This is a genomic window from Sporosarcina trichiuri (genome assembly GCF_030406775.1).
GTDB lineage: Bacteria > Bacillota > Bacilli > Bacillales_A > Planococcaceae > Sporosarcina > Sporosarcina trichiuri.
The window spans coordinates 1,273,734-1,299,922 of record NZ_CP129119.1 but is presented as its reverse complement, the minus strand read 5'-3'; the positions used below and the strand labels follow the sequence as shown (position 1 = coordinate 1,299,922).

The following is a 26,189-nucleotide window of genomic DNA, read 5'->3' as shown; positions in this document are numbered from 1 at the left end:
GCCGTCTGACGGCCCTCCCTTTCTTTTTCGGGAAAGGAGAAAAAATATGGATGCTACAACTAAACTGTCGCTGCTTCTGCAGCAGACCGGCCTGACTGAAGACGCAGTGGCCGTCCACTTCCAGCATGCTGAACTGGAGCGTGTGGACATTTATAAAAAATCGAGAGTCTGGCAGTTTTCCATCACATTGGACGATCCGCTGCCCTTTGATATCTTCCAGCTGTTCCGCACGCGGGTGATCGAGACGTTTTCTGCAATCGCCGCCATCCGGCTGCAAATCAAAGCTAGAAACCGTGCCGCAGATCCAGCGAAGATCCTGTCGTACTGGCCCGCAGTGCTCGATGAGCTTGGTGAGGTGTCACCGCCGATCCGGGAAGCGCTGACAGCCCGTAAACCCGAATTATCCGGGGATAAGCTAACTGTCTGCTGTGTGAATGATGTCCAGCAGCGCACGCTGAAAAACAAATACGGCCGGCTCATCACTGATGCTTACGAATCATTCGGATTCAGCGGCATCTTTCCGGAATTTGCACTGTCCGATCTTCCGGAAGAGAACCAGCAGGCTGAAGCTGCGTTTTTCGAAGAACGGAAAGCGGAGGAGGAAGCATACGCCCAGAAAGCACTGGAAGCGATGCAGCAGCGGGATACCGTGAAGAAAGAAGGCGACGCACCGAGCGGGCCTATTTCCCTTGGTACGCCGATCCGGCATGACGAGCAGATGGTCAGCATCAAGGAAATCCAGGACGAAGAACGGCGGATTGCCATCGAAGGGTTCGTCTTTGACGCGGAAGTCCGCGAGCTGCGGAGCGGCCGGTCCCTGCTGACTCTGAAAGTCACGGATTATACGGATTCCATCTTGGTGAAAATGTTCTCCCGTGACAACGAAGACGCGGAGCTGATGAAAGCCCTGACGAAAGGGAAGTGGGTGCGGGCACGCGGCAGTATTCAGAATGATACATTCGTCCGTGACCTGATCATGATGGCGCAGGATATTATGGAAGTGGCACCGATTGTCAGGAAAGATAAGTCTCCTGAGGGCCGCAAGCGGGTTGAACTCCATGCGCATACCAAACTGAGCCAGATGGATGGTGTCTCATCTGCAGGATCACTCGTTGCACAGGCTGCAAAATGGGGCCACCCCGCCGTCGCCATTACCGACCATGCGAATGTACAAGCATTCCCGGAAGCCTACAATGCCGGTAAGAAGCACGGCATCAAAGTCCTGTTCGGATTGGAAGCGAATCTCGTGGATGATGGCGTGCCGATCGTTTACGACGAGCAGCACCGTCTGCTGGAAGACGATACATACACTGTATTCGATGTCGAGACAACGGGTTTATCCGCTGTATACGACACAGTGATCGAACTTGCGGCGGTCCGTGTGAGGAATGGCGAGATCATTGACCGGTTCGAGCGCTTTGCCAACCCGCATCATCCGCTGTCCTCCACGACGACCGAATTGACGGGCATTACGGATGATATGGTGAAAGACGCACCGGAAGTGGCAGAAGTCATGAAAGACTTCATCGGTTTCATCGGTGATTCGGTCCTCGTCGCGCACAATGCTTCATTCGATATGGGCTTCTTCTATGAATCCTGCAAGAAGTCCGGCATCGAGACGGAGAACTATCCTGCCATCGATACGCTGGAGCTCGCCCGGATGCTCTATCCGGATCTGCGGAACCACCGGCTGAATACATTGGCGAAAAAGTTCGGCATCGAGCTCACCCAGCACCACCGGGCCATCTACGATACCGAGGCGACAGCACATCTGTTTGTCCGTCTCATGCAGGAGGCGGCAGAAAAGAACATCGTCTATCTGGATGATTTCAATAAGAACGTCGGTGAAGGGGATGCTTATAAACGGTCCCGCCCTTCCCATTGCACCTTGCTTGCGACGAGTAATGAAGGACTGAAAAACCTGTTCAGACTTGTATCCCAATCCCATCTGGACTACTTTTACAGGGTGCCGCGGATTCCGCGTTCACTGCTCGTCAAGCATCGGAAAGGGCTGCTTGTCGGCTCGGGCTGTGACAAAGGGGAGGTCTTCGAGGCGCTCATGCAGAAGTCGCTGGAGGAAGCCGAAGAAACGGCGTCCTTCTACGATTATCTTGAACTGCATCCGAAGCCGGTCTACAGCCATCTGATTGAACTCGAGCTGGTCAGGGATGAGTGGAATCTTGAAGACATCATGCGGAAGATGATCAAGCTCGGTAAAAAGACGGGACTGCCTGTCGTCGCAACGGGGAATGTGCATTATATCGATCCCACTGATGCTGCCTACCGGGAAGTGCTTGTCCGCTCACAGGGCGGCGCCAATCCGATGAACCGCCACAGCCTTCCGGAAGTCCATTTCAGGACGACCGATGAGATGCTCGAGGAATTCGCATTTCTCGGACCGGAGACGGCGGAGAAGATCGTCATCGATAACCCGCTGGCCATCGTCGAACGTGTCGGGGATATCAAAGTGATCAAAGATGATCTGTATCCGCCGCATATCGAAGGAGCCGATGAGGAAGTCCGGTCGCTGACGTATACGATGGCCCATGACATCTACGGGGAAACCCTCCCCGACATACTGGAAGCCCGGATCGAGAAAGAATTGAAGTCGATCATCGGCAACGGGTTCGCGGTCATCTACCTGATCTCCCACAAGCTCGTAAAGAAATCGTTGGACGACGGCTATCTTGTCGGCTCCCGTGGATCTGTCGGTTCGTCGCTTGTTGCGACGATGATGGAGATCACCGAAGTCAACCCGATGCCGCCGCACTACGTGTGCCCTTCCTGCAAACAGGCGGAGTTCTTCTCGGACGGTTCTGTCGGCTCAGGTTTCGACCTGCCGGACAAGGAGTGTCCTGCCTGCCATGTCCCGTACCGCAAAGATGGACATGATATTCCGTTCGAAACATTCCTCGGGTTCAACGGCGACAAAGTGCCGGATATCGATTTGAACTTCAGCGGGGAATATCAGGCGCATGCCCACAATTACACGAAGGAGTTGTTCGGGGAAGATTATGTCTACCGGGCCGGAACGATCGGCACCGTGGCAGAGAAGACCGCCTATGGATATGTCCGCGGCTATATGAACGACAACGCCATCAACTTGCGCGGTGCGGAAATCGACCGCCTCGTCCAGGGCTGCACGGGTGTCAAACGGAACACCGGCCAGCACCCAGGCGGAATTATCGTCGTGCCGGATGACATGGAGATCTATGACTTCACACCGATCCAGTACCCTGCGGATGATGTCGGGTCCAGCTGGAAGACGACCCACTTCGACTTCCACTCCATCGACAACAACTTGCTGAAACTCGACATCCTCGGCCACGATGACCCGACGATGATCAAGATGCTCGAAGACCTTTCGGGCATCGACCCGAAAACGATCCCGCCGGATGACGCGGGCGTCATGTCGCTGTTCAGCGGAACGGAATCACTCGGTGTGACAGAGGAGCAGATCAACTGCAAGACGGGCACACTCGGCGTGCCGGAATTCGGCACCCGTTTCGTCCGTCAGATGCTCGAGGAGACGAAGCCGTCCACGTTCTCCGAACTGATCCAGATTTCAGGACTTTCCCACGGGACGGACGTCTGGCTCGGCAATGCCCAGGAACTGATCCAGAACAAAACGTGTGTCCTCGCCGAAGTGATCGGCTGCCGGGATGATATCATGGTCTATCTCATCTACCAGGGACTGGAGCCCGCCATCGCTTTCAAGATCATGGAATCGGTGCGGAAAGGGAAAGGGCTGACACCGGAGTTCGAAGAAGAGATGAAAAAGAACAAAGTGCCTGCATGGTATATCGCATCCTGTAAAAAGATCAAGTACATGTTCCCGAAGGCCCATGCTGCGGCCTACGTACTGATGGCGCTGCGGATCGCCTACTTCAAAGTGCACCATCCGATCATGTACTACGCCGCCTACTTCACAGTCCGGGCCTCCGACCATGATCTGGCGACGATGATCAAAGGATCCGCTTCGATCAGAGCACAGATCAAGGAAATCTATGACAAAGGCCTGGATGCGTCTCCGAAAGAGAAGAGTCTCGTGACAGTACTCGAAATTGCACTCGAGATGTGCGAGCGGGGCTTCACATTCGCTAAGCCGGACCTGTACAAATCTTCGGCCACGGAGTTCATCATCGAAGGCAATTCACTGATACCGCCGTTCAATGCGATACCTTCCCTCGGTACGAACGTGGCGAAGACGATCGTCGAAGTCCGCGAAGACGGGGAATTCCTGTCGAAGGAAGATCTTCAGCGGCGCGGGCGTGTCTCCAAAACGATCATCGAATACATGGACAGTCTCGGCTGTCTGGAAGGACTGCCTGAGATGAACCAGCTGTCGCTGTTCTGATTGGCGGCCTTCCAGCCGGAAACTGCGGCATGGCGGACCTGCTGCAGGAACCGGTCTGGCTGTAACATTTGCGGCACAGGACGGTGTATGGTATAATGAAGTTAACTTTTGCTATAGCTTTACGCGAAAAGAGTGGGAATCCCCGCTCTTTTCTGTTGTTTACTGTGAGTGTGCAAGCAAATTACAATCAGTAAGGGAGGGGCAGAATGAGTAAAGTAACCGAACAAGTGGAGGAGCTTGTACTCCCCATCGTCGAGGAACTCAAGCTGGAACTGGTTGACATCGAATTCCTGAAGGAAGGCCGGGACTGGTTCCTTCGTGTCTACATCGATACGCCGGAAGCGGATATTGATATCGATCAGTGTGCACAGGTGAGCGAGCGGCTCAGTGAAGAACTGGACCGCACCGATCCGATTCCGCAAAACTACTTTTTGGAAGTATCATCTCCTGGAGCGGAACGTCCGCTCAAAAAAGAAGAAGACTTTGAAAAAGCGGTCGGCCGTTACGTATATGTGAAGACGTACGAGCCGGTGGAGGGCATGAAAGAATTCGAAGGGCACCTTATAGTCAACGAGCCGGATGCGCTTGAAATCCAAGTGCGCATCAAGACAAGGACGCTGACTGTCAGGATCGCAAAAGACAAGATTGCTGTCGCCCGGTATGCAATCGACTTTTCGGCATAATTGAACCAATCAGGAGTGATGAAGATGAGTAGCGATCTGCTCGATGCGTTAACCGCTTTGGAAAAGCAAAAAGGAATCACCAGGGAAGTGCTCGTGGAGGCAATCGAAGCCGCACTTGTAACAGCATACAAACGGAATTTCAACCAGGCGCAGAATGTGCGCGTGGATCTGAACCTGGATCGGGGAACCATCAAAGTCTATTCACGAAAAGATGTCGTGGATGACGTTGAGGATGATCTTCTACAGATCGAACTGGAAGATGCACTGCTTATCAATCCTGCATATGAAGTCGGCGACATCGTGGAGCAGGAAGTGACACCGCGTGATTTCGGCCGTATTGCAGCACAGACGGCCAAGCAGGTCGTGACACAGCGTGTCCGCGAAGCGGAACGCGGTCTGATCTACGATGAGTATATCGACCGGGAAGACGATATCGTCAACGGGATTGTTGAGCGGTTCGATGCGCGGAACCTCTACGTAGGCCTCGGGAAAGTGGAAGCCGTCCTGCCGATGACTGAACAGATCTCTTCGGAAACATACAATCCGCATGACCGCATCAAAGTATATATCACAAAGGTCGAGCGGACGTCCCGCGGCCCGCAAGTATTCGTTTCCAGAACGCACCCGGGCCTGCTGCGCCGGCTTTTTGAAATGGAAGTGCCGGAGATCTACGAAGGGATCGTAGAAATCAAGTCCATTGCCAGAGAAGCCGGAGACCGCTCTAAGATTTCGGTATACACGGCCAACGAGGAAGTCGATCCGGTCGGTTCCTGTGTCGGTGCACGCGGAGCGCGTGTCCAGTCGATCTCCAACGAACTCCATGGTGAAAAGATCGACATCGTCGAATGGTCCGAAGATCCGGTCGTTTTCGTAGCGAACGCACTGAGCCCTTCGAAAGTGCTGGATGTTCAGGTGAAAGAGGAAGACCGGTCGACAACCGTCGTCGTTCCTGACTACCAGCTGTCGCTGGCGATCGGCAAGCGCGGACAGAATGCCCGCCTTGCGGCTAAACTGACAGGCTGGAAGATCGATATCAAGAGTGAAACGGATGCCCGGGAGCTCGGTATCTATCCGCGTATTGAAGAAGAAGAGACGGATGAGGAAGAATACTTGGAGGACGGCGATTTCGACATCTATGCGGAGGAAGAGGATTCCTACGATACAGAAGAGCCTGAATCCGATGACGAGCCCATCGATCTGTATTCCGAAGACCACCAATAAGAAGAACGAAAGGGTGCATCCGCATGGCAGTCAGCAAACGGAAAGTGCCGCTGCGTAAATGTGCGGCCACTGGTGAGATGTTTCCGAAAAAAGAACTGCTCCGCATTGTCCGGACAAAAGAAGGCGAAGTATCCGTCGATCTGACCGGCAAAAAATCAGGCCGCGGCACATATGTCTCGAAGTCCGAGTCGGCTGTCGAGCAGGCGAAAGCCAGTCATGCCATTGAAAAACAGCTGGGTGCTGCTGTTCCGGATCAAGTGTATGCAGATTTGCTGCATGCAATCCGGAGAGAGGCCATCCAATGATTTCAGCGGAGATGAAAATTTATCAAATGCTCGGACTTGCAGCCCGAGCAAGGAAATTGATAACAGGCGAAGAGCTCGCTGTGTCCGAGATCCGGGCCCAGCGCGCAAAACTTGTTATACTATCTAATGACGCATCTGACGGTACGAAGAAGAAAGTGTCAGATAAATGTACTAGCTACAACGTTGAGAAGCATGTTTTCGGGGATCGAGCATCACTCGGGCATGCAATCGGGAAAGAGTCGCGAGTCGTCCTCGCGGTAACAGACAGCGGCTTTGCCAAAAAGCTGTCTGGGCTCCTCAACGAACTATAACGGGGGTGGGCTAATGACGAAAATACGAGTACATGAGTACGCGAAAAAAGTGAACAAATCGAGCAAGGAAGTCATTGAGGAACTTGGGAAGATGAACGTCAATGTCACCAACCATATGTCCATGATCGACTCAGGCTCAGCAGACAAGCTGGATAAGAAGTTCAATTCGGCGAAATCGCCGCAATCCGGACGGGACAACACAAATCGTCCGCAGAATTCGAATGGCGGCCGTCCTCAAGGAAAAGACGGCAGTCGCCCGCAGGGGCAGGGCAGTCGTCCACAAGGCCAATCCGGCAGCCGTCCGCAGGGGCAGGGCAGCAGCCGTCCGCAAGGCCAATCAGGCAATCGCCCGCAAGGCCAGAATACTGGCAGCCGCCAGCAGGGCCAAACAGGCAATCGTCCACAAGGCCAGAATACTGGCAGCCGCCAGCAAGGCCAAGCAGGCAATCGTCCACAAGGTCAGACAGGCAGCCGACAGCAAGGTCAGGGAGGCAGCCGCCCACAAGGCCAGGGTTCTTCTTCACGCCCGCAAAACCAGAACCAATCCGGCAGCCGGCCACAAGGTCAAACCGGAAACCGTCCGCAGGGCCAGGGCGGCAATCGTCCGGCAGGCGGACAGGGATCACAGCAGCGGACAGGGCAGGGCCCGTCCTCGCAGAACCGCCAGGGGGGCGGAGGCAACCGCCGCGGCGGCCGTCCGCCAGCACGGGGCATCAACCAGGGCCGCCGCAGACACCGCCCGGCGAATCCGATGCCGAAAATCGAAAAGCCGCTGCCGGAGAAGATCACGTTCTATGAATCGTTATCCGTCGGTGAACTAGCCAACAAGTTAGGCAAAGAACCTTCTGAGATCATCAAGAAGCTCTTCCTTCTCGGTGTGATGGCGACCATCAACCAGGAATTGGACAAAGACGCAATCGAACTGATCTGTGCAGAGTATGGCGTGGAAGTGGAAGAAGAGATCCGCATCGACAAGACGGACCTCGAAATCTACTTCGAAGAGCCTGAAGCAGGGGAAGCATCCGAAGAAAAAGAGGCTGCCATGACGGAGCGTCCGCCGGTTGTCACAATCATGGGGCACGTCGATCATGGGAAAACGACACTGCTCGACTCGATCCGTGACACGAAAGTCACACAGGGAGAAGCGGGCGGAATCACCCAGCATATCGGTGCCTACCAGATCACTTCCGATGGTAAGAAGATCACATTCCTCGATACACCGGGACACGAGGCATTCACAACAATGCGTGCCCGCGGAGCGAAAGTGACAGACCTCACGATCCTCGTGGTCGCAGCTGATGACGGCGTCATGCCGCAGACAGTCGAGGCCATCAACCATGCGAAAGCGGCTGAAGTGCCGATCATCGTTGCAGTCAACAAGATGGATAAGCCGGCAGCCAACCCTGACCGGGTCATGCAGGAACTGACCGAGCATGGACTCGTGCCGGAGGACTGGGGCGGAGATACGATCTTTGTTCCGATTTCAGCTTTGAAAGGCGAAGGGATCGATCAGCTGATCGAAATGATCCTTCTCGTTTCTGAAGTTGCAGAACTGAAAGCGGACCCTGCAGTCCGTGCAAAAGGGACAGTCATCGAAGCTCAGCTGGACCGCGGACGCGGTGCGGTTGCGTCCCTGCTGGTCCAGGACGGAACACTGCGTGTCGGTGATCCGATCGTTGTCGGAAATACGTACGGCCGTGTCCGTGCGATGATCAATGACGTCGGCCGCCGTGTGAAAGAAGCCGGTCCGTCAGCTCCTGTGGAAATCACGGGACTGAGCGATGTGCCTCAGGCAGGCGACCGTTTCGTCGTCTTCGAAGACGAGAAGACAGCCCGCCAGATCGGGGAAAGCCGTGCAGGTGACGCGCTCCAGGAGTCACGTACGGAGAAAGCCCGCGTAACATTGGATAACCTGTTCGATCAGATGAAAGAAGGCGAAATGAAAGAACTGAACCTGATCGTCAAAGCGGACGTTCAGGGTACAGTGGAAGCAATGGCTGCCTCTCTCATGAAAATCGACGTGGAAGGTGTCAATGTGAAAATCATCCACACAGGCGCCGGCGCTATCAACGAGTCCGATATCTCACTTGCTGCTGCATCCAATGCAATCGTCATCGGTTTCAACGTCCGTCCGGATACGAATGCAAAACGTGCAGCTGAAGAAGAGGGCGTGGACATCCGTCTGCACCGCGTCATCTATAAAGTGGTGGAAGAGATCGAAGCGGCGATGAAGGGGATGCTTGATCCTGAATTCGAAGAAAAAGTGATCGGCCAAGTGGAAGTCAGGGAAACGTTCAAAGTTTCGAAAGTCGGCACGATTGCCGGAAGTTATGTGACGGACGGCAAGATCACCCGGGATTCCGGAGTGCGTATCTACCGAGATGACATCATGATCTTTGAAGGTGAGCTTGATACATTGAAGCGGTTCAAGGATGATGCCAAGGAAGTCACGAAAGGATACGAATGCGGACTCACCATCAAAAACTTCAATGACATCAAAGAAGGCGACATCATCGAAGCCTTCGTCATGCAGGAAGTCAAGCGGGTGTGATCGTCTTTGCAGAGTTTTCGTTCATCATTCCAATGGCGGCTTCTCTGAAAGATAAACGCGCAGTTCTCAGACGCATGATCGATCGCGTCAAAAATGGGTATAATGTGTCTATATCCGAATTGGATCATCAGAACCTCTGGCAGCGCACGACACTGGGTGTGGCGGCGGTCGCGTCTTCGACTGAAGCGGCCGAGCGGGAAATCCGCCGGGTCCAGAAGTTCCTGGAGTCCAATCCGGAATGGCAGATGACGGAAGTACAGATTGACTATGTAAGATAGTGAAGCGGGGTGAAACTCCATGACAATGCGTGCAAACCGGGTCGGTGAACAGATGAAGAAAGAACTGGGTGATATCATCGGCCAGCGTCTGAAGGATCCGCGCATCGGTTTCGTCACTGTGACGGACGTCGAGGTGACAGGTGACCTGCAGCAGGCGATGATCTACATTTCGGTGCTCGGAAAAGACTCCGAAAAAGAGGCTTCTTTGGAAGGTCTGAAAAAAGCCAAAGGATTCATCCGTTCTGAAATCGGGAAACGGATCCGCCTCAGAAAAACACCGGAGATCGACTTCGCTTTCGATGAATCCGTTGCGTACGGCAACCGGATCGACTCGCTTTTGCGGGAAGTGAAAGAAGACGGATCGGACAGTTAACTGGAAGGGATCGGCATCCGACAGGATCCCGATCCCTTTTTCCCGTGGTACATAGATTTCTTACAATGCAGAAAAGGAGGCGATACTCATATGGATGGGATTCTGCCGCTCTGGAAAGAAAAAGGGATGACGTCCCATGACTGTGTATTCAAGCTGCGGAAAATCTTGCGTACGAAAAAGGTGGGGCACACCGGCACGCTCGATCCGAACGTGGAAGGAGTACTGCCGATCTGCATCGGCCAGGCGACGAAAACTGCATCATATATCACGGATTCCGGAAAAGAATATATAGCAGAAGTCTCGATCGGTACAGCGACGGAAACCGAAGATGCGGATGGGGAGGCGGTGGATCAGGATCTTTCCTTGAAATCGATCAGCCGTGCAGAGGTGCTTGCCGTCCTTTCGTCCCTGACCGGTCCGATCACCCAGATTCCGCCGATGTATTCCGCCGTGAAAGTGAACGGACGCAGGCTGTATGAATATGCGCGCAAAGGAATAGAAGTGGATCGCCCGGAACGAACGGTGTTCATCGAAAAGATCGACCTGCTGAGCGGGGAGTCTGAATTCAAGGGACGTGAACCGAAGTTCACCATCCGGGTGGCATGCGGAAAAGGCACTTACATCCGGACCCTTGCCGTGCAGATCGGGGAACAGCTCGGCTATCCCGCACACATGTCCGCTTTGGTGCGTACGGCTTCCGGCACCTTCACGAAGGAAGACTGCCTGACCCTGGAGCAAGTGAAGGAAGAGATGGACAGCGGGCAGCTTCTGCCGCATCTCCGGCCGCTCGAGTCAGCACTATGCGGATTGCCATTCATCGAAGCACCCAGTGACCTTCTGGAGCGGGTCCTGAATGGACAAGTGCTCCCGCAGCACGCCATGCTGGAAACATCGGATGAAATCGTGTTTTCCGATGACGGGAAAGCGCTGGCAGTCTATGCACGCCATCCGGAAAAACCGGGACTCATCAAGCCCGTGAAAATGTTTCCGGCCAACCGACAAAAGGGGGACGACAGCAGTGGACGTCATCAAGCTTGATGCCGCGTCAGGCATCAGCCCGATCAAAAACAAGGAATTCTCGCTGGCCATCGGTTTTTTTGACGGTCTGCACAGCGGCCACCAGGCGGTGATCGGTGAGGCCGTCCGCAAAGCGAAAAACGACGGCCTCCAGCCGGCTGTGATGACATTCGATCCCCATCCGTCCCACCTGTTTTCGAAAGGACCGGAAAAGATCGGATACATCACCCCACTGCGGGAGAAACAGCGTCTCCTTGCTGAAATGGGGATCGACACGCTGTTCATCGTCACGTTCGACAGCACATTGGCTGGTCTGACGCCTGAACAGTTTGTGGAAGTTATACTGAAAAAGCTCAATGTCCGGCATGTGACAGCAGGTTTCGATTTCACATTCGGAAGGCAAGGCAAAGGCACGATGGCGGATATGCAGGAACTCGGCAGAGGATTCTTCACTGCGACGACAGTCGGTGAGGTGGCTGATTCCGAGGAGAAAGTCTCTTCGACAAGAATCCGGAAGCTGCTGGCGGATGGTGAAGTGGCAGAGACCGCGCGCCTGCTCGGCAGACCGTTCCGCTCTGTCGGCACAGTGACAGGCGGTGATAAGAGGGGGAGGCTGCTCGGTTTCCCAACAGCCAATATTATACCGGAAGACGATCTTATCGTCCCGAAAAACGGTGTATATGCGGTCCGTTTCACCGTGGACGGGACTGAGTACAACGGTGTCTGCAATATCGGGGTCAAGCCGACATTCGATAAGCCCGAGCAGGCGAGGAAGACCATCGAAGTGAATGTGTTCGATTTCGACGGAGATCTGTACGGCAGGGAAGCAGCTGTCGACTGGATCCGGTTCATCCGCGCCGAGCGGAAATTCGACTCGATCGACGAGCTGAAGCAGCAGATTAGCAGCGACAAAGAGACCGCAAAAAAAATTCTGGCTGACTGCGAGTGACAGTTGCACGCCGGCTGCCGGAGTGTTATCATAGAAAAGTGTACAGCGTACACAAACCTTTTCCTTGGCATCTCGATTCACCAACGGCTGCTCGGGACTTGGGGATATTACAGAATGGGAGGTGAAAAGGATGGCTATTACACAAGAGCGTAAACATGAGCTGATCAACGAATTCAAGACTCATGAAAACGACACAGGGTCTGCAGACGTACAGATCGCTATCCTTACAGAAGAGATCAACAACTTGAACGAGCACTTGCGCACTCACAAGAAAGACAACCACTCGCGCCGCGGCCTTTACAAAATGGTCGGAACGCGCCGTCGTCTTCTCCGTTACCTGCGTGAGAACGAAGTTCAGCGTTACCGTGAACTCATTGCCAAACTCGGCCTTCGCCGTTAATATCGACAACCGAAAAAGCGGGCTCTGCCCGCTTTTTTCTATGCACATAACCAGCCGGACGGCAGCCTCTTCGGATGGTTCCAGCCGGTGTAGTGAAAACTTTCGCATATCATTGCTGAATTTGATACACTGATAAGTACTACATACTACGTATGCGCAGGATGTAAACCGAGAGGAGATCAATCATGACAGAACACAAGAAGTTTACGATGGATTGGGCCGGAAGACAGCTGACGGTCGAAACAGGACAGCTTGCCAAACAGGCGAATGGTGCTGTTCTTGTACGGTACGGAGAGACGACGGTCCTTTCCACAGCAACCGCTTCGAAGAAACCGAAAGCGCTGGATTTCTTCCCGCTGACAGTCAACTATGAAGAGCGGCTCTATGCAGTCGGGAAAATACCGGGAGGCTTCATCAAACGGGAAGGCCGTCCTTCTGAGAAGGCCGTTCTGACAAGCCGTCTGATCGACCGCCCGATCCGCCCGCTGTTCCCGGATGGCTTCCGGAATGATCTTCAGGTGATTTCACTGGTCATGTCCGTGGACCAGAACTGTTCTTCGGAAATGGCAGCGATGCTCGGGTCCTCCCTGGCCATCTCGATCTCGGATATTCCGTTCGATGGCCCGATTGCAGGTGTCCAGATCGGACGCGTCAACGGGGAACTCATCGTGAACCCGACACCCGAACAGCTCGAGACGAGCGACATCGACCTTGTCGTCGCAGGTACGAAGGATGCCATCAACATGGTGGAAGCCGGAGCGAAGGAAGTGTCTGAAGATGTCATGCTGGAAGCGATCATCTTCGGCCACGAGGAGATCAAAAAACTGATTGTCTTCCAGGAGAAGATCATCGCGGAAGTCGGCAAAGCGAAGATGGAGATCGAACTGTTCGAACTCGACCGCGATCTGTTCACAGCCATCAAAGAGAGCTGCCATAATGAACTTGTCGCAGCTATCCAGACGGAAGAGAAGCATGCCCGCGAAGAAGCGATCACGGCTGTTAAGAACGAAGTCATCGCCCGCTACGAGGAGAACGAAGCGGACGATGCAACCATGAAACAGGTCCGCAATGTCCTTGAGCAGCTCGTGAAGGACGAAGTGCGCCGTCTCATCACAGATGAGAAAGTGCGGCCGGATGGACGCGGACTGGAAGAGATCCGCCCGCTTTCCTCCGAAGTCGGCGTCCTGCCGCGCACTCATGGATCCGGCTTGTTCACCCGCGGTCAGACTCAGGCACTCAGTGTCTGTACGTTAGGCGCGCTCGGAGAAGTCCAGATCATCGACGGACTCGGTCTGGAAGAGACGAAACGGTTCATGCATCATTATAACTTCCCGAACTTCAGTGTCGGTGAAACCGGACCGATCCGTGCGCCGGGCCGCCGTGAGATCGGTCATGGGGCACTCGGAGAACGGGCATTGTCCGCTGTCATCCCGGACGAGAAGGAATTTCCGTATACGATCCGCCTCGTTGCAGAGGTGCTGGAATCGAACGGCTCTTCCTCACAGGCCTCCATCTGTGCTTCCACAATGGCGATGATGAATGCAGGCGTTCCGATCAAAGCACCGGTTGCAGGAATTGCAATGGGACTTATCAAGAAGGACGACAACTACTCCGTCCTGTCCGACATCCAGGGGATGGAAGACCATCTCGGCGACATGGACTTCAAAGTGGCGGGGACCGCAGAAGGCATCACAGCACTTCAGATGGATATCAAAATCGAAGGGCTGTCCCGCCAGATCCTCGAAGAAGCACTCGCACAGGCGAAGATCGGCCGTATGAAAATTCTTGGCCATATGCTGGAAACGATCGCGGCACCGGCTCCGGAACTTTCGAAGTATGCACCGAAGATCATCATGATCCATATCAACCCTGATAAGATCCGTGACGTCATCGGACCTGGCGGTAAAGTGATCAACAAGATCATCGATGAGACAGGCGTCAAGATCGACACGGAACAGGACGGCACGATCTATATTTCATCACCTGATTCCGAGATGAACGACAAGGCGAAGAAGATGATCGAAAACATCGTCCGGGAAGCGAAAGTCGGCGAGTACTATATGGGCAAAGTGAAGCGTATCGAAAAATTCGGCGCGTTCCTCGAATTGTTCCCTGGGAAAGACGGCCTGCTTCACATTTCTGAAATTCAGGAAGAGCGTACCAAGTCGGTCGAAGATGTCATGAAACTCGGAGACGAGCTCTTTGTCAAAGTGATCGAGATCGACAACCAGGGCCGGGTGAACTTATCCCGCAAAGTGGTCTTGAAAGAAGAGAAGGAAAAAGCCGAGCAGAAGGGCGAGTAAACAGATTGCAGAAAGCCTCCTCCCACGAATCAGTGAGAGCGGGGCTTTTTTGCTTAGTACAGTTAGGAGACGACAACATGATAACCATCAACACATTGCCGAATGGCGTCCGGGTCGTCAGCGAGCCGATCGGGCATGCCAGGTCCGTATCGCTCGGCATCTGGGTGAAAACCGGTTCTGCAGACGAACTGCCCGGCGAAGAGGGGATCGCTCATTTCATCGAGCATATGCTGTTCAAAGGGACAGCTTCCAGGACAGCGAAGCAGATCGCCCAGCAGTTTGACCTGTTCGGCGGCGACATCAATGCCTTCACGACAAAAGAGACGACGTGCCTCCACGCGACCGTACTTGCAGACAAAGCGGGTGCGGCTGCTGAGATACTTGCCGATATGCTGCTGAACTCCTCTATGGATGAAGGGGAGATCGAGAAGGAGAAGACCGTCATTCTCGACGAACTCGCCTCTGTCGAAGATTCACCGGAAGATGACGCGGACGAACAGTTATGGACGGTCATGTTTCCGGATCATCCGATCGGGAGGCCGATCGGAGGGACGGCCGCCAGCGTCGGGCCGCTCACCCGGCAGCAGCTTATGAAGTTCATGAAGCGGACCTACCTCCCGGAAAGAATTGTTGTGTCAATCGCAGGTCAGTTCGGTGAAGAGCTTTTAAAGACAGTGGAAAAGCTGTTCGGCACTTTCTGCAGAAATGACCGGCCACACCAGCAGGAAAGCAGGCGGCCTGCACAATTTTACAGCGGGTCCGTCCGTAAAACGAAAGACATCGAGCAGACGCATCTCTTCCTCGGGTATCCGGGGCTGGCCCTTGCCGATCCGGAAATCTATACACTGGCCATGCTGGACAGCATCGCCGGAGGCACGATGTCGTCCCGGCTGTTCCAGCAGGTGCGTGAAGAAAAAGGACTTGCGTACTCGGTCTATTCCTATTATGCAGGGCATGAGACAGAAGGTGCCTTCGTCATCGGAGGTGCAGCCTCCGCGGAGAACGAACAAGAGCTGTTCGGCGCAGTGCAGGCCGTCATCCGGGAAATCGCTGAACACGGTGTGACGGAACAGGAACTCCATCATGCGCAGGAGCAGATGATCGGCAGTTTCCTCATCGGCCTGGAAAGTACGGAATCCAGAATGCACAGGAACGGGAACAACGAACTTCTTCTCCAGGCACACCGTACAGAAGAGGAAGTTACAGCTCTGATCCGAGCGGTCACTGTCAGGCAAGTCGCATTGCTGGCACAACAGATTCTTGCTGCGGAGCCGGCTGTTGCCATCGTGTCCCCGGTGACGGGGTGAGAAATTCAGGTGTCAGCTTTTCCGCTGTTCCGTCATAGACTGGGACTATACAGCGAGGAGGCGGATGCATGCTATTATCGGAGCTTGCACAGAAAGAATTGATCCAAGTGGCAGAAGGAATACGGTACGGCTTCTTAGCGGATACCGATCTGCTGTTCGACAGGCGCAGCGGAGCGATCATCGGTTTTGAAATCAGGGACCGCGGCGGAAAGATACCATTCTTGCAGAAAAAGGAATCCTCGAAGGAGTATATCCCCTGGAGTGAAATCGTCCTCATCGGCGAGCACCGGATCCTGTTCGGCAAGACACACTTCCTGGACGGAGCGGAATACGATGAATGAAAGTCGCTGGCTTGTTGTCGGGGCGGACGAACGGATGCAGTCCTGTGCGCTGGTTTTGCAGGCGGCGAAACACACTTGTGACGTGTGCCGGACAGATGAGGTGACGGATGAACTGATCGATCTTATCGAACGGTCGGAACCCACCCATATCATTTTGCCGGTGCGCGGCCTGGCAGGCGTCCTGCCGGCGGACTTGTTCAAGGACAACGTCCGGTTCTTTACAGGCCTGATGGACGATGAAGTCCGTCTTCAGCTGGAACAGGGAGGGCACGAGGTTCGGAGCTATCTGACGGAAGAGCGGTTTGTCTGGAACAATGCCTGGCTCACCGCCGAAGCGTTCATCAGTGAATTCTGGACCCGGACGAAAGAGCCGGCTGCCGGCACGGCAATCGCGATCGCAGGCTTCGGAAGAGTCGGACGGATGGCAGCCGAAGCCTTTTCGGCGCTCGGTGCGGACTTGACGGTCTATGCCCGGTCCGGCACCCAGCTCGGTGAAGCGGAAGCCCGGGGATACAAGGCTGAACTCCTTCATACGGAGAATCTGCCCGCTTCCGGATATCTCGTCAATACGATACCTTTCCCCTGGTTTGAGAGGAAGGCGGACAGCACACTGCATGTCTTCGAATTGGCCTCGATGCCCGGCTGCCTAAAGCCCGGTTCCTCCTCTGCATACTATACGGTACATCTCGGGCTGCCCGGCAAGCATTTTCCGCACAGAGCGGGAGAGTACTTGGCGCAGGCAGTGCTGAGAATGTGCAGAGGAAAGGAGTAGAACTATGCTTCAAAACAAACGGATCGGCCTCGGAATCACAGCATCGCACTGTACGTATGAAGAGCTGCTGCCGATGATCGGGCGTCTGCAGGACGCAGGAGCGACCGTCATCCCTGTCATCACCCATTCAGTACTCACCGCAGCTACTCGTTTCGGAACAGGGGAAGAATGGATTGAAAAGATCGAGACAGCGACCGGTGAAAAGGTGATTTCATCCATTGCAGGGGCAGAGCCATTCGGCCCTTCTTCACCCGTCGATTGTATGATCATCGCACCGATGACCGGGAATTCCATGAGCAGGCTCGCGAATGCGGCCACGGATTCACCCGTGCTCATGGCAGCCAAGGCGACGATGCGGAACCATGCACCCGTCGTACTCGGCATATCCACGAATGATGCACTTGGTCTCAACGCATATAATCTGGTCAAATTGCTGAATATGAAAAACGTATTCTTCATCCCGTTCGGACAGGATGACCCCGTAAAAAAACCAAACTCCCTCATCAGCGACTTTTCCCTCATTGTGGAAACTGCCGCTGCCGCAATTCAGAAGAAACAGCTCCAGCCGCTTCTTATCACACACACTCCCGAAAAATGACCTACAGAAAATTCGTTGTTATGGTATAATTCCTGAAACGTGAAAAACGATGAGCCGGATCCGGAACATCACTTCAGAGAAGGAGAATCAGCATGCAGACGTATAATGTTGCAATTGTAGGGGCCTCCGGTGCAGTAGGCGCTAAAATACTTGATAAGCTAATCGAACGGTCTTTCCCGATACGATCCATCAAACTGCTGGCTTCTTCCCGCTCAGCAGGAACCGTCATACAGGCGGCGGGCAGACTGTTCACGATCGAAGAGGCGAAGCCGGAGTCATTCCAGGATATCGACTTTGCCTTCTTCAGCGCAGGCGGTGCCATTTCAGAAGTGCTGGCACCTGAAGCGATCAGGAGGGGAGCTGCAGTCATTGATAACACGAGTGCGTTCCGCATGGATGCCAATGTGCCGCTCGTTGTGCCGGAAGTGAACCCGCAGGCGCTGCGGAACCACAGAGGGCTGATCGCCAATCCGAACTGCTCCACGATCCAGATGGTGGCGGCGCTCAATCCTGTGAAAGAGGCGTACGGACTGGAACGGATCATCGTCTCCACATACCAGGCAGTGTCCGGTGCGGGCGCTGATGCGATTCTTGAACTGAAATCACAAAGCAGGCAATTCGATTCCAGAGCCGGCAATACGGCAGCCCAGCTGCCGACAGCCGGATCCGAACGTCATTATCCGATTGCGTTTAATGTCATTCCGCAAATCGATGTGTTCGACAGCAAGGGCTATACGAAAGAAGAATGGAAGATGATCAACGAAACGAAGAAAATACTGGCGGATGAGTCCATTTCGGTATCGGCGACGTGTGTCCGCCTTCCTGTTGTGACCGGCCATTCGGAGTCTGTCTATATTGAAATCGGTCAAGACGGCGTGAGCGCTGAACAGCTGCGCCGCAAAATAGCGGAAGCGAAAGGGATCATCGTCCAGGATGACCCGGCGAAGCAGGAATATCCGATGCCTTTGGCAGCAGAGAACCAAGACGCCGTTTTTGTCGGCCGGATCCGGAAAGACCCGGATCATCCGCGTGGTTTCCATTTGTGGATTGTCGCAGACAACTTATTGAAAGGGGCAGCATTGAACTCTGTGCAGATTGCAGAGAAGCTGATTGAAGACGGGATCCATTCCCGAAACGATAACTAAAAAGGATGAGCGAATGAGATTAGGCCGGATTGGTACAGCGATGGTGGCGCCGTTCAGCCAGGAGGGGACAGTGGACCTCGCGGCTGCCGCCAGCCTCGTCGAACATCTATTGTCGACAGGGACCGATTCATTGATCGTCAACGGGACGACGGGGGAATCCCCGACACTTACCGAACAAGAGAAGGAAGAACTGCTGGCCGGTGTCATCGACGCCGCAGATAACCGGGTGCCGGTCATAGCAGGGGCCGGCAGTAATGACACGGCAGCTTCGATCCGTGCGGCACAGAGGGCGGAGGAGATTGGGGCAGACGGCGTCATGCTGGTAGTACCGTATTACAATAAACCTGACCAGCAGGGGCTGTATGCCCATTTCAAAGCGATTGCAGAAAGCATTTCCATACCTATGCTGCTGTATAACATCCCCGGAAGATCGGGAGTCAACATGACTGCGGAGACTGTGATCCGTCTTTCAAAGATCGACAACATCCGGGCGGTCAAAGAGGCAAGCGGGGACTTGGAGCAGATGGCGGACATCATCGCAGGAACCGATGAGGAATTCATGGTATACAGCGGTGATGATGCGCTGACACTTCCGCTGCTCGCAATCGGGGGAGACGGGGTCATCTCCGTGACCTCCCATATTGCAGGCTGCGAAATACAGCAGATGATCAGTGCTTTCCAAGACGGGCGTAACGGACTTGCCGCGGAATGGCACCGGACCCTCCTTCCGCTGTTCGGAGCAGTCTTCTCAAAACCGAACCCGGTTCCTGTGAAGTATTTCCTGAACCGAGCAGGAATTCCCGTCGGCGGGGTCAGGCTCCCTCTGATTGGTGCATCACCAAGTGAACCCGGGCTGGACGCAGTATATGAAAGTATGAAAGCAGCGGCAAGACGTCTGATATGAGCAGCCGGCAGAAATGCCGGCTATTTTTGTTTGTGCAGAACTGCTCGGTCAAGTATAATGGGAACTAGTCGTTTAGTGCGGGAATTTTTCATAGGAGGAAATAATGTGACAAAAGTCAAAAATGAAGTAATCAAAGTCATTCCGCTCGGCGGAGTGGGAGAGCTGGGGAAATCGATGTATGTGGTGGAAATCGATGATGAACTGTTTGTCGTCGACGCCGGACTCATGTTCCCTGAAGAAGAAATGCTCGGAATCGACTTTGTCGTTCCGGATATGACATATTTGGAAGAAAACAAGGACCGTGTCAAAGGGATCTTCCTGACGCACGGACACGAAGATGCAATCGGGGCGATCGCCTACTTGCTGCAGAAAGTCCAGGCGCCGGTCTACGGGTCCAAGCTGACGCTGGCGCTCGCAAAAGAGCACCTGAAGATAATGCCGGCTCCTTCCAATGTCAAATTTTTTGAAGTATCGACCAAAAGCCGCATGAATTTCAAGCAGACGTACGTGACATTCTTCAACACAACCCACAGCATACCCGATGCACTCGGCATCGTATTCCATACGAGCGAAGGGGCGATCGTGCATACAGGCGATTTCAAATTCGACCAGGCTGCAAAAGGGCCGTACAAGCCCGATTTCGGCAAGATGGCCGCCCTCGGAGAAGAAGGCGTGTTCATCCTGATGTCCGATTCGACTGATGCCGAACGACCGGGCCATACAACGTCCGAAACAGTCGTGGAAGCACAGCTGTCGAAAACCTTCTACGGCGCGGAAGGCAGAATCCTTGTTGCCGTCTACGCCTCGAACTTCCTGCGGATCCAGCAAGTGCTTGATAAAGCGGCGGAGACCGGACGGAAAGTAGCCGTCGTCGGAAAAAGCCTTGAAAGTTATTTTGAAGTCGGCCTCAAACTCGGCTACTTGAAAGTGGCTGAAGATACTGTCATTTCCGTGAAAGAACTCGGAAACCATGATGACAGTGAAATTGTCATCATCATGACCGGCAGCCAGGGCGAACCGCTCGAAGCCCTCGAAAAGATCGTCCGCAAGCATCATCGCGATGTCCGCATCAAAGACACGGATACGGTTCTGATCACCGTGACACCGTCACCGGGATCGGAAGTCTCCGTCTATTCGATGATGAATGAACTGGCGAAACTGGGCGCGAAAGTGCTCACGTCGGCGAGGAATGTCCATGTCTCCGGTCACGGAAGCCAGGAAGACCTGAAGATGATGCTCAACCTCATGCAGCCGAAAAATTTCATTCCGATCACAGGGGAATACCGGATGCTGATCGCCCATTCGAAACTCGCACAGGAGACCGGCATGCGGAAGAACCAGATCTTCATCGCCGACAAAGGCGACATCGTCGAGTTCAAGAACGGTAAGATCCGTATGAGCGGACGTGTCACAGCAGGCAATGTCCTGATTGACGGAATCGGCGTCGGTGACGTCGGTAACATTGTCCTCCGCGACCGGAAACTCCTTTCACAGGACGGAATTTTCACGATTGTCATCACGCTGAACCGGAAGCAGAAGAAGATTGCGGCAGGTCCTGAAATCGTATCGCGCGGATTCATCTATGTCCGGGAATCCGAGGAGCTCCTCGAAGAAGCTTCGAAGCTGATCCGCAAGATCGTTGAAAAGTATGTGAATAAAGAAACGTTTGAGTGGACAAACATTAAGCAGGAGATCCGGGATACCCTCAGTTCCTACTTATATCAGCAAACAAAAAGGCGTCCGATGATCATCCCGATCATTATGGAATACTGATTGAACAATCTTTCGAGGATTTCCTTGCCGTCAGGCGGGAAATCCTTTTTTCGCAAAAAGGAGGCAGAGCATGTCCAAGAAAGTCTCGAAAAAGAAAAAGAGAAGGCCCTCACCGAAAAAGAAAGGCAAGAAACAGCTGAATCCCCTCCTGTTCGAAGTGGTCGGTCTCGCCATGCTGGCACTTGCCGTCATCATCCTATTCGAATTCGGACCGGTCGGAAGAGGGTTGGGCTCAGCAGGCCGCTTCCTGTTCGGCAACTGGCATGGTGCACTTCCGCTCATGCTGATTCTGCAGGCGCTTGTCTTCATGGTGAAACGGGGCGAGCTGGGCTGGAAGAACCGGATTGTCGGGGGAAGTTTGTGCATACTCGGAAGTCTGCTTTTATTCAGCCATATATTATTATTCAAAGAATTATATGCAAGCCGTGTCCTGCTGTCGGATTCCTCATTGAAAGAGACATGGAACGTGCTCATCACAAACGGGGGAATCAGCACACGGAGCGGATCACTCGGAGGCGGCATGGTCGGCGCCGTCCTTTTTGCAATGTTCTTCTCACTGTTCGATTCTGCCGGCGCTGCGGTAGCGGGAGTGCTTCTCTTGTTGACGGGGCTCATCCTGATCACGGGGAAAGCACTCGCTCCTTACTTGGCAGAGTGGTTCCCGGCTGCCTTCGCCTCGCTGAAACAGAAAGTGCAGAGCATCGATTTCAAACCGCAGCCGAAGGTGAAACCTGAAAAGACTGCGAAAAAGACGGCAGGGACCCGGGCGGGCAGGCATCAGAAGGAAAAGGAAAAGCCGGCCAGCGAGCAAATTGCACAGCCCGCGGAACCTCAGGCGGCTCCCGAAGAGCCATATGTCCAGCCGATCATCTCGGCATTCAATGAGCGCGCCGCCGAGGAGAAGGAACAGCCGGAAAGCAGCATGGCCGCCCCTCAGCCGCCGCGGCCGGAGCCGGCAGAAGAGCAGGATGACAAGCCAGCTGTACCGGAAGCGGGAGACCCATATCAAGGCGTGTCTGGGGAGGAGGAGAATGAGTCCTACCAGCTGCCGTCCTTCAATCTCCTCAAACAGCCGCCGGAAAACGACCAGTCAGGTGAATATAATGCAATCCAGGCGAATGCGCAGAAATTGGAGAGGACGTTCCACAGTTTCGGTGTGAAGGCGCGGGTGACACAAGTGCACTTAGGACCGGCCGTGACGAAGTATGAGGTGCTGCCGGACACCGGTGTCAAAGTGAGCCGGATCGTCAGTCTCGCAGATGATATCGCCCTTGCCCTCGCTGCAAGCGGTATCCGGATCGAAGCGCCGATCCCCGGGAAATCCGCGGTCGGAATCGAAGTGCCGAACAAAGCTGTCGCTGTCGTCAGTCTGCGGGAAGTGCTCGAAGCAAAACAGAACAACCGTCCTGATTCCAAGCTGCTGATCGCGCTCGGCCGCGACGTCAGCGGCGAGGCGATGCTTGCCGAGCTGAATAAGATGCCGCACGTCCTGATTGCAGGGGCGACTGGAAGCGGGAAAAGTGTCTGTGTCAACGGCATCATCATCAGCATCATCATGCGGGCAAAACCGCACGAAGTGAAGATGATGATGATCGACCCGAAGATGGTTGAGCTGAACGTCTATAATGGCATCCCGCATCTCCTGGCACCTGTCGTGACAGACCCGAGGAAAGCGGCGCAGGCACTGAAGAAAGTGGTCGCGGAAATGGAACGGAGGTACGAACTGTTCTCACATACCGGAACACGTAATATTGAAGGGTACAATGATCATATCGACCAATGGAACGAGGAAAACGATGAAAAGCACCCGAAGATGCCGTATATCGTCGTCATTGTCGATGAACTCGCCGACCTGATGATGGTCGCCTCGAACGAAGTGGAAGATGCCATCACACGCCTTGCACAAATGGCACGGGCTGCCGGCATCCACCTCATTATCGCGACCCAGCGGCCGAGTGTGGATGTCATCACAGGCATCATCAAAGCGAATATCCCGTCCCGTATCGCTTTCGCGGTCTCTTCAGCGGTCGATTCAAGGACGATCCTCGACAGCGGCGGTGCCGAAAAACTGCTCGGCAGGGGGGATATGCTGTTCCTGCCGGCGGGTGCTTCGAAACCGACGCGGGTGCAGGGCGCTTTCGTGTCAGACCGCGAAGTGGAATCCGTCGTCGATTTCGTCATCCAGCAGCAAAAAGCGCAATATCAGGAAGAGATGATCCCTTCAGAAACCGAAGAAGTGCATGAAATGGAAGAAACGGATGACCTGTACGATGAAGCGGTGCAGCTGGTCGTCGAAATGCAGACCGCTTCCGTATCTCTGCTGCAGAGAAGATTCCGTATCGGCTATTCCCGTGCCGCCCGTATTGTCGATCAGATGGAGATGAGGGGCGTCGTCGGGCCGCCGGAAGGCAGCAAACCGCGGCAGGTCCTGGCGGACAGGGATGCGGCGGAGTAATCCTGTTGAAAGATTGTCGGAAGATGAACAGAAAGTCACTCTCTTACAAGTTTTTTTAAAATGCATTGTTTATTTTCTCCCCCGGTAATGTTATAGTATGGTTGAATGGAACGACGTATAACATCAGAGGTCTGACCTCAACCGGAGGGAGATGGATTTGTGATCAAGGCAGACCAGCGGCATCTGTATGTCCAAGTCATTGAGCACATCAAGCAGAACATCGAAGCCGGCGTTTTCAAGGAAAATGAGAAGTTCCCTTCTGAATTCGAGCTCGCCAGGACACTTGGTGTCAGCCGCGCGACGCTGCGTGAAGCACTGCGTGTCTTGGAAGAAGAGAAAGTGATTGTCCGCAAGCATGGTGTCGGTACATTCCTGAAACCAAGTCCAGTCTTCTCATCAGGGATCGAGGAATTATCCAGTGTGTCAACGATGATCCGCAATGCAGGCATGGAACCCGGCACGATTTTCATGGAAGTGACGGAAGCACCGGCTGCGGATGACAGCATTGAAAAGTTCGGTTGCGCTGCGGAGGATTCCATTGTTACAATTAAGAGGGTCCGCACAGCGGACGGGGAACCGGTCGTCTATTGTATCGATCAGGTTAAATCCGGCAGTTTACGGAATACTTCCTCTGAATTGATGAAAAATTCGCTTTTCGACGCGCTTGAACAAGATGGTAAGATCCATATCGCACAGGCTATTGCACATATTGAACCAGTGGGATATGATCAGGAAGCATCATCCATCCTGCGGTGCGGGGTCGATGTACCTCTTCTCGTCCTGTTGCAGAAGCACTACACAGACACTGGTGAAATGGTGCTTCTTTCGAAGAATTACTTCCGTGCTGATAAATTCAGCTTCCATGTAGTCCGGAAACGGGTATAAGGCGGATTCCGCCCTCATCATACCAACATATAAATAGGGAGGTCACACAAACATGAGTAAACGCAGATTCGGTCTTGCCCTGTCCCTCGTACTTGCTGCAGGCACAGTGTTGGGAGCTTGTGGTTCAGACAAGGATGACAGCAAGGGGAATGACAAAGGCTCAGCTTCTGGCGGAGACAAGTCTTCTGAATTCTCTGTGGCTATGGTTACAGATGTCGGCGGTATCGACGATAAGTCGTTCAACCAATCCGCTTGGAAAGGGATTCAGGAATTCGGTGAATCGAATGATCTTAAGAAAGGCGACGGCGGCTTCGATTACCTGCAATCACAAAGTGACGCAGACTACACAACAAACTTGAATGCGCTTGCACGACGCGACTTCAATCTTGTATTCGGAGTAGGTTTCCTGATGGAAGATGCTATCGACTCGATCGCAACTCAGCAGAAGGACACTGAGTTTGCAATCATTGACGGCGTAGTGGACCAGCCGAACGTTGCAAGCATCCTCTTCAAGGAGCAGGAAGGTGCCTACCTCGCTGGAGTTGCAGCTGCTCTCATGACGAAATCGGACAAAATCGGTTTTGTCGGCGGTATGGAAATCCCGGTCATCGAGCGTTTCGAAGTCGGTTTCCTTGAAGGCGTCAAAGCAGTGAAGCCAGATCTTAAAGTGGATGTCCAGTACACTGGCGCGTTCGATAAGGCGGAACTTGGTAAAGCAGCAGCGAACCGTATGTATTCCGAAGGTGTGGATATCATCTTCCACGCTGCCGGCGGATCAGGAAACGGTGTGTTCAGTGAAGCGAAAGAACGCAAGTCAGCTGACAAAGACGCTTATGTATGGGTCATCGGTGTCGACTCCGACCAGTACGACGAAGGACAGGTCGGCGATGACAACGTAACACTCACTTCCATGCTGAAGCGTGTGGACAATGCGGTTAACGACGTCGCTGAATTGGCGAAAGAAGACAAGTTCCCTGGCGGCGAAACAAAAGTCTACGGTCTCCATGACGAAGGGGTGGCACTTGCTGACTCCCGCGGTGCGATTCCGGAAGACGTTCTTGCAAAAATCGACGAATACAGCAAGAAAATCGCTGACGGCGAAATTGAAGTACCAGGTGAAAAGTAAGAAAAGCTCATGGATTTGAATGATGGGGGCCGGTGCAATCCGGCCTTCGTTCTTTTGTATACATAATTGGTGGGTCGGAGCCCGGTAAGTTGCCAGACTAAAAGATTTTGTTCCAAAATCTTTTATTGTGTCAAT

22 protein-coding genes are annotated in these 26,189 nt (G+C 53.8%); all 22 read left to right on the top strand.

The genetic code is table 11. The features are described from left to right. Positions 1 to 46: 46 nt before the first annotated feature. The 22 genes from QWT68_RS06880 (at position 47) to QWT68_RS06775 (ending at position 26,054) form a co-directional block, all read left to right on the top strand. Positions 47 to 4,357 (top strand): PolC-type DNA polymerase III, encoded by a 4,311-nt coding sequence (locus QWT68_RS06880; RefSeq protein ID WP_290150284.1) that lies wholly within the window; start codon positions 47 to 49, stop codon positions 4,355 to 4,357. Between the two features lie 206 nt (positions 4,358 to 4,563). Further along, positions 4,564 to 5,040, top strand: coding sequence for a ribosome maturation factor RimP (gene rimP / locus QWT68_RS06875; protein WP_040286829.1), 477 nt, complete (start codon positions 4,564 to 4,566; stop codon positions 5,038 to 5,040). Positions 5,041 to 5,064: 24 nt separating this feature from the next. After that, on the top strand, positions 5,065 to 6,261 hold the full coding sequence (gene nusA / locus QWT68_RS06870) for a transcription termination factor NusA (RefSeq protein ID WP_040286828.1): 1,197 nt from the start codon (positions 5,065 to 5,067) through the stop codon (positions 6,259 to 6,261). Between the two features lie 23 nt (positions 6,262 to 6,284). Continuing rightward, entirely contained in the window at positions 6,285 to 6,566 is a 282-nt protein-coding gene (rnpM, locus tag QWT68_RS06865) for an RNase P modulator RnpM (RefSeq protein ID WP_040286827.1), read from the top strand. Next, entirely contained in the window at positions 6,563 to 6,877 is a 315-nt protein-coding gene (locus tag QWT68_RS06860) for a YlxQ family RNA-binding protein (RefSeq protein WP_290150282.1), read from the top strand. The genes rnpM and QWT68_RS06860 overlap by 4 nt, the downstream gene beginning before the upstream one ends. A gap of 13 nt (positions 6,878 to 6,890) precedes the next feature. Beyond that, the gene (gene infB, locus QWT68_RS06855; RefSeq protein ID WP_290150280.1) at positions 6,891 to 9,428 is read left to right on the top strand and encodes a translation initiation factor IF-2; all 2,538 of its coding nucleotides are present in this window, start codon (positions 6,891 to 6,893) and stop codon (positions 9,426 to 9,428) included. Then, on the top strand, positions 9,425 to 9,706 hold the full coding sequence (locus QWT68_RS06850) for a DUF503 domain-containing protein (RefSeq protein ID WP_040286825.1): 282 nt from the start codon (positions 9,425 to 9,427) through the stop codon (positions 9,704 to 9,706). The genes infB and QWT68_RS06850 overlap by 4 nt, the downstream gene beginning before the upstream one ends. A gap of 19 nt (positions 9,707 to 9,725) precedes the next feature. Continuing rightward, on the top strand, positions 9,726 to 10,079 hold the full coding sequence (gene rbfA, locus QWT68_RS06845) for a 30S ribosome-binding factor RbfA (protein ID WP_040286824.1): 354 nt from the start codon (positions 9,726 to 9,728) through the stop codon (positions 10,077 to 10,079). 90 nt (positions 10,080 to 10,169) lie between these two features. Further along, positions 10,170 to 11,117: a tRNA pseudouridine(55) synthase TruB gene (gene truB, locus QWT68_RS06840; protein WP_290150279.1), complete on the top strand. Its 948-nt coding sequence runs from the start codon at positions 10,170 to 10,172 to the stop codon at positions 11,115 to 11,117. Next, on the top strand, positions 11,098 to 12,045 hold the full coding sequence (locus tag QWT68_RS06835; protein WP_290150278.1) for a bifunctional riboflavin kinase/FAD synthetase: 948 nt from the start codon (positions 11,098 to 11,100) through the stop codon (positions 12,043 to 12,045). Before truB ends, QWT68_RS06835 begins: the two co-directional genes overlap by 20 nt. Positions 12,046 to 12,175: 130 nt before the next feature. Next, on the top strand, positions 12,176 to 12,445 hold the full coding sequence (gene rpsO / locus QWT68_RS06830; RefSeq protein ID WP_040286821.1) for a 30S ribosomal protein S15: 270 nt from the start codon (positions 12,176 to 12,178) through the stop codon (positions 12,443 to 12,445). Between the two features lie 185 nt (positions 12,446 to 12,630). After that, positions 12,631 to 14,748, top strand: coding sequence for a polyribonucleotide nucleotidyltransferase (gene pnp / locus QWT68_RS06825; protein WP_290150276.1), 2,118 nt, complete (start codon positions 12,631 to 12,633; stop codon positions 14,746 to 14,748). Positions 14,749 to 14,825: 77 nt separating this feature from the next. Beyond that, complete coding sequence (locus tag QWT68_RS06820) at positions 14,826 to 16,055, top strand: M16 family metallopeptidase (RefSeq protein ID WP_290150274.1); 1,230 nt, start codon at positions 14,826 to 14,828, stop codon at positions 16,053 to 16,055. A gap of 68 nt (positions 16,056 to 16,123) precedes the next feature. Next, positions 16,124 to 16,396 (top strand): YlmC/YmxH family sporulation protein, encoded by a 273-nt coding sequence (locus QWT68_RS06815; RefSeq protein WP_040286818.1) that lies wholly within the window; start codon positions 16,124 to 16,126, stop codon positions 16,394 to 16,396. Beyond that, positions 16,389 to 17,168, top strand: a complete 780-nt coding sequence (locus QWT68_RS06810) for an NAD(P)-dependent oxidoreductase (RefSeq protein WP_040286817.1) — start codon at positions 16,389 to 16,391, stop codon at positions 17,166 to 17,168. The genes QWT68_RS06815 and QWT68_RS06810 overlap by 8 nt, the downstream gene beginning before the upstream one ends. Before the next feature lie 4 nt (positions 17,169 to 17,172). After that, positions 17,173 to 17,766, top strand: a complete 594-nt coding sequence (locus QWT68_RS06805; protein WP_040286816.1) for a dipicolinate synthase subunit B — start codon at positions 17,173 to 17,175, stop codon at positions 17,764 to 17,766. Positions 17,767 to 17,858: 92 nt separating this feature from the next. Beyond that, entirely contained in the window at positions 17,859 to 18,911 is a 1,053-nt protein-coding gene (locus QWT68_RS06800; RefSeq protein ID WP_290150272.1) for an aspartate-semialdehyde dehydrogenase, read from the top strand. 13 nt (positions 18,912 to 18,924) lie between these two features. Then, on the top strand, positions 18,925 to 19,815 hold the full coding sequence (gene dapA / locus QWT68_RS06795; protein ID WP_290150271.1) for a 4-hydroxy-tetrahydrodipicolinate synthase: 891 nt from the start codon (positions 18,925 to 18,927) through the stop codon (positions 19,813 to 19,815). A gap of 105 nt (positions 19,816 to 19,920) precedes the next feature. Next, complete coding sequence (locus QWT68_RS06790) at positions 19,921 to 21,588, top strand: ribonuclease J (RefSeq protein WP_290150270.1); 1,668 nt, start codon at positions 19,921 to 19,923, stop codon at positions 21,586 to 21,588. Positions 21,589 to 21,658: 70 nt separating this feature from the next. After that, positions 21,659 to 24,043: a DNA translocase FtsK gene (locus QWT68_RS06785; protein ID WP_040286812.1), complete on the top strand. Its 2,385-nt coding sequence runs from the start codon at positions 21,659 to 21,661 to the stop codon at positions 24,041 to 24,043. Positions 24,044 to 24,202: 159 nt separating this feature from the next. Continuing rightward, the gene (locus QWT68_RS06780; protein ID WP_040286811.1) at positions 24,203 to 24,928 is read left to right on the top strand and encodes a GntR family transcriptional regulator; all 726 of its coding nucleotides are present in this window, start codon (positions 24,203 to 24,205) and stop codon (positions 24,926 to 24,928) included. A gap of 52 nt (positions 24,929 to 24,980) precedes the next feature. Further along, complete coding sequence (locus QWT68_RS06775; RefSeq protein WP_040286810.1) at positions 24,981 to 26,054, top strand: BMP family lipoprotein; 1,074 nt, start codon at positions 24,981 to 24,983, stop codon at positions 26,052 to 26,054. Positions 26,055 to 26,189: the final 135 nt, after the last annotated feature.

What these genes read in the sequence shown, in the direction of transcription:
- rimP (WP_040286829.1), top strand. Translation starts at nt 4,564, where the DNA reads ATGAGTAAAGTAACCGAACAAGTGGAGGAGCTTGTACTCCCCATCGTC.
- nusA (WP_040286828.1), top strand. Translation starts at nt 5,065, where the DNA reads ATGAGTAGCGATCTGCTCGATGCGTTAACCGCTTTGGAAAAGCAAAAA.
- pnp (WP_290150276.1), top strand. Translation starts at nt 12,631, where the DNA reads ATGACAGAACACAAGAAGTTTACGATGGATTGGGCCGGAAGACAGCTG.
- QWT68_RS06880 (WP_290150284.1), top strand. Translation starts at nt 47, where the DNA reads ATGGATGCTACAACTAAACTGTCGCTGCTTCTGCAGCAGACCGGCCTG.
- infB (WP_290150280.1), top strand. Translation starts at nt 6,891, where the DNA reads ATGACGAAAATACGAGTACATGAGTACGCGAAAAAAGTGAACAAATCG.
- QWT68_RS06805 (WP_040286816.1), top strand. Translation starts at nt 17,173, where the DNA reads ATGCTTCAAAACAAACGGATCGGCCTCGGAATCACAGCATCGCACTGT.
- QWT68_RS06775 (WP_040286810.1), top strand. Translation starts at nt 24,981, where the DNA reads ATGAGTAAACGCAGATTCGGTCTTGCCCTGTCCCTCGTACTTGCTGCA.
- dapA (WP_290150271.1), top strand. Translation starts at nt 18,925, where the DNA reads ATGAGATTAGGCCGGATTGGTACAGCGATGGTGGCGCCGTTCAGCCAG.
- QWT68_RS06820 (WP_290150274.1), top strand. Translation starts at nt 14,826, where the DNA reads ATGATAACCATCAACACATTGCCGAATGGCGTCCGGGTCGTCAGCGAG.
- QWT68_RS06785 (WP_040286812.1), top strand. Translation starts at nt 21,659, where the DNA reads ATGTCCAAGAAAGTCTCGAAAAAGAAAAAGAGAAGGCCCTCACCGAAA.
- QWT68_RS06860 (WP_290150282.1), top strand. Translation starts at nt 6,563, where the DNA reads ATGATTTCAGCGGAGATGAAAATTTATCAAATGCTCGGACTTGCAGCC.
- rbfA (WP_040286824.1), top strand. Translation starts at nt 9,726, where the DNA reads ATGACAATGCGTGCAAACCGGGTCGGTGAACAGATGAAGAAAGAACTG.
- QWT68_RS06810 (WP_040286817.1), top strand. Translation starts at nt 16,389, where the DNA reads ATGAATGAAAGTCGCTGGCTTGTTGTCGGGGCGGACGAACGGATGCAG.
- rnpM (WP_040286827.1), top strand. Translation starts at nt 6,285, where the DNA reads ATGGCAGTCAGCAAACGGAAAGTGCCGCTGCGTAAATGTGCGGCCACT.
- rpsO (WP_040286821.1), top strand. Translation starts at nt 12,176, where the DNA reads ATGGCTATTACACAAGAGCGTAAACATGAGCTGATCAACGAATTCAAG.
- QWT68_RS06815 (WP_040286818.1), top strand. Translation starts at nt 16,124, where the DNA reads ATGCTATTATCGGAGCTTGCACAGAAAGAATTGATCCAAGTGGCAGAA.
- truB (WP_290150279.1), top strand. Translation starts at nt 10,170, where the DNA reads ATGGATGGGATTCTGCCGCTCTGGAAAGAAAAAGGGATGACGTCCCAT.
- QWT68_RS06800 (WP_290150272.1), top strand. Translation starts at nt 17,859, where the DNA reads ATGCAGACGTATAATGTTGCAATTGTAGGGGCCTCCGGTGCAGTAGGC.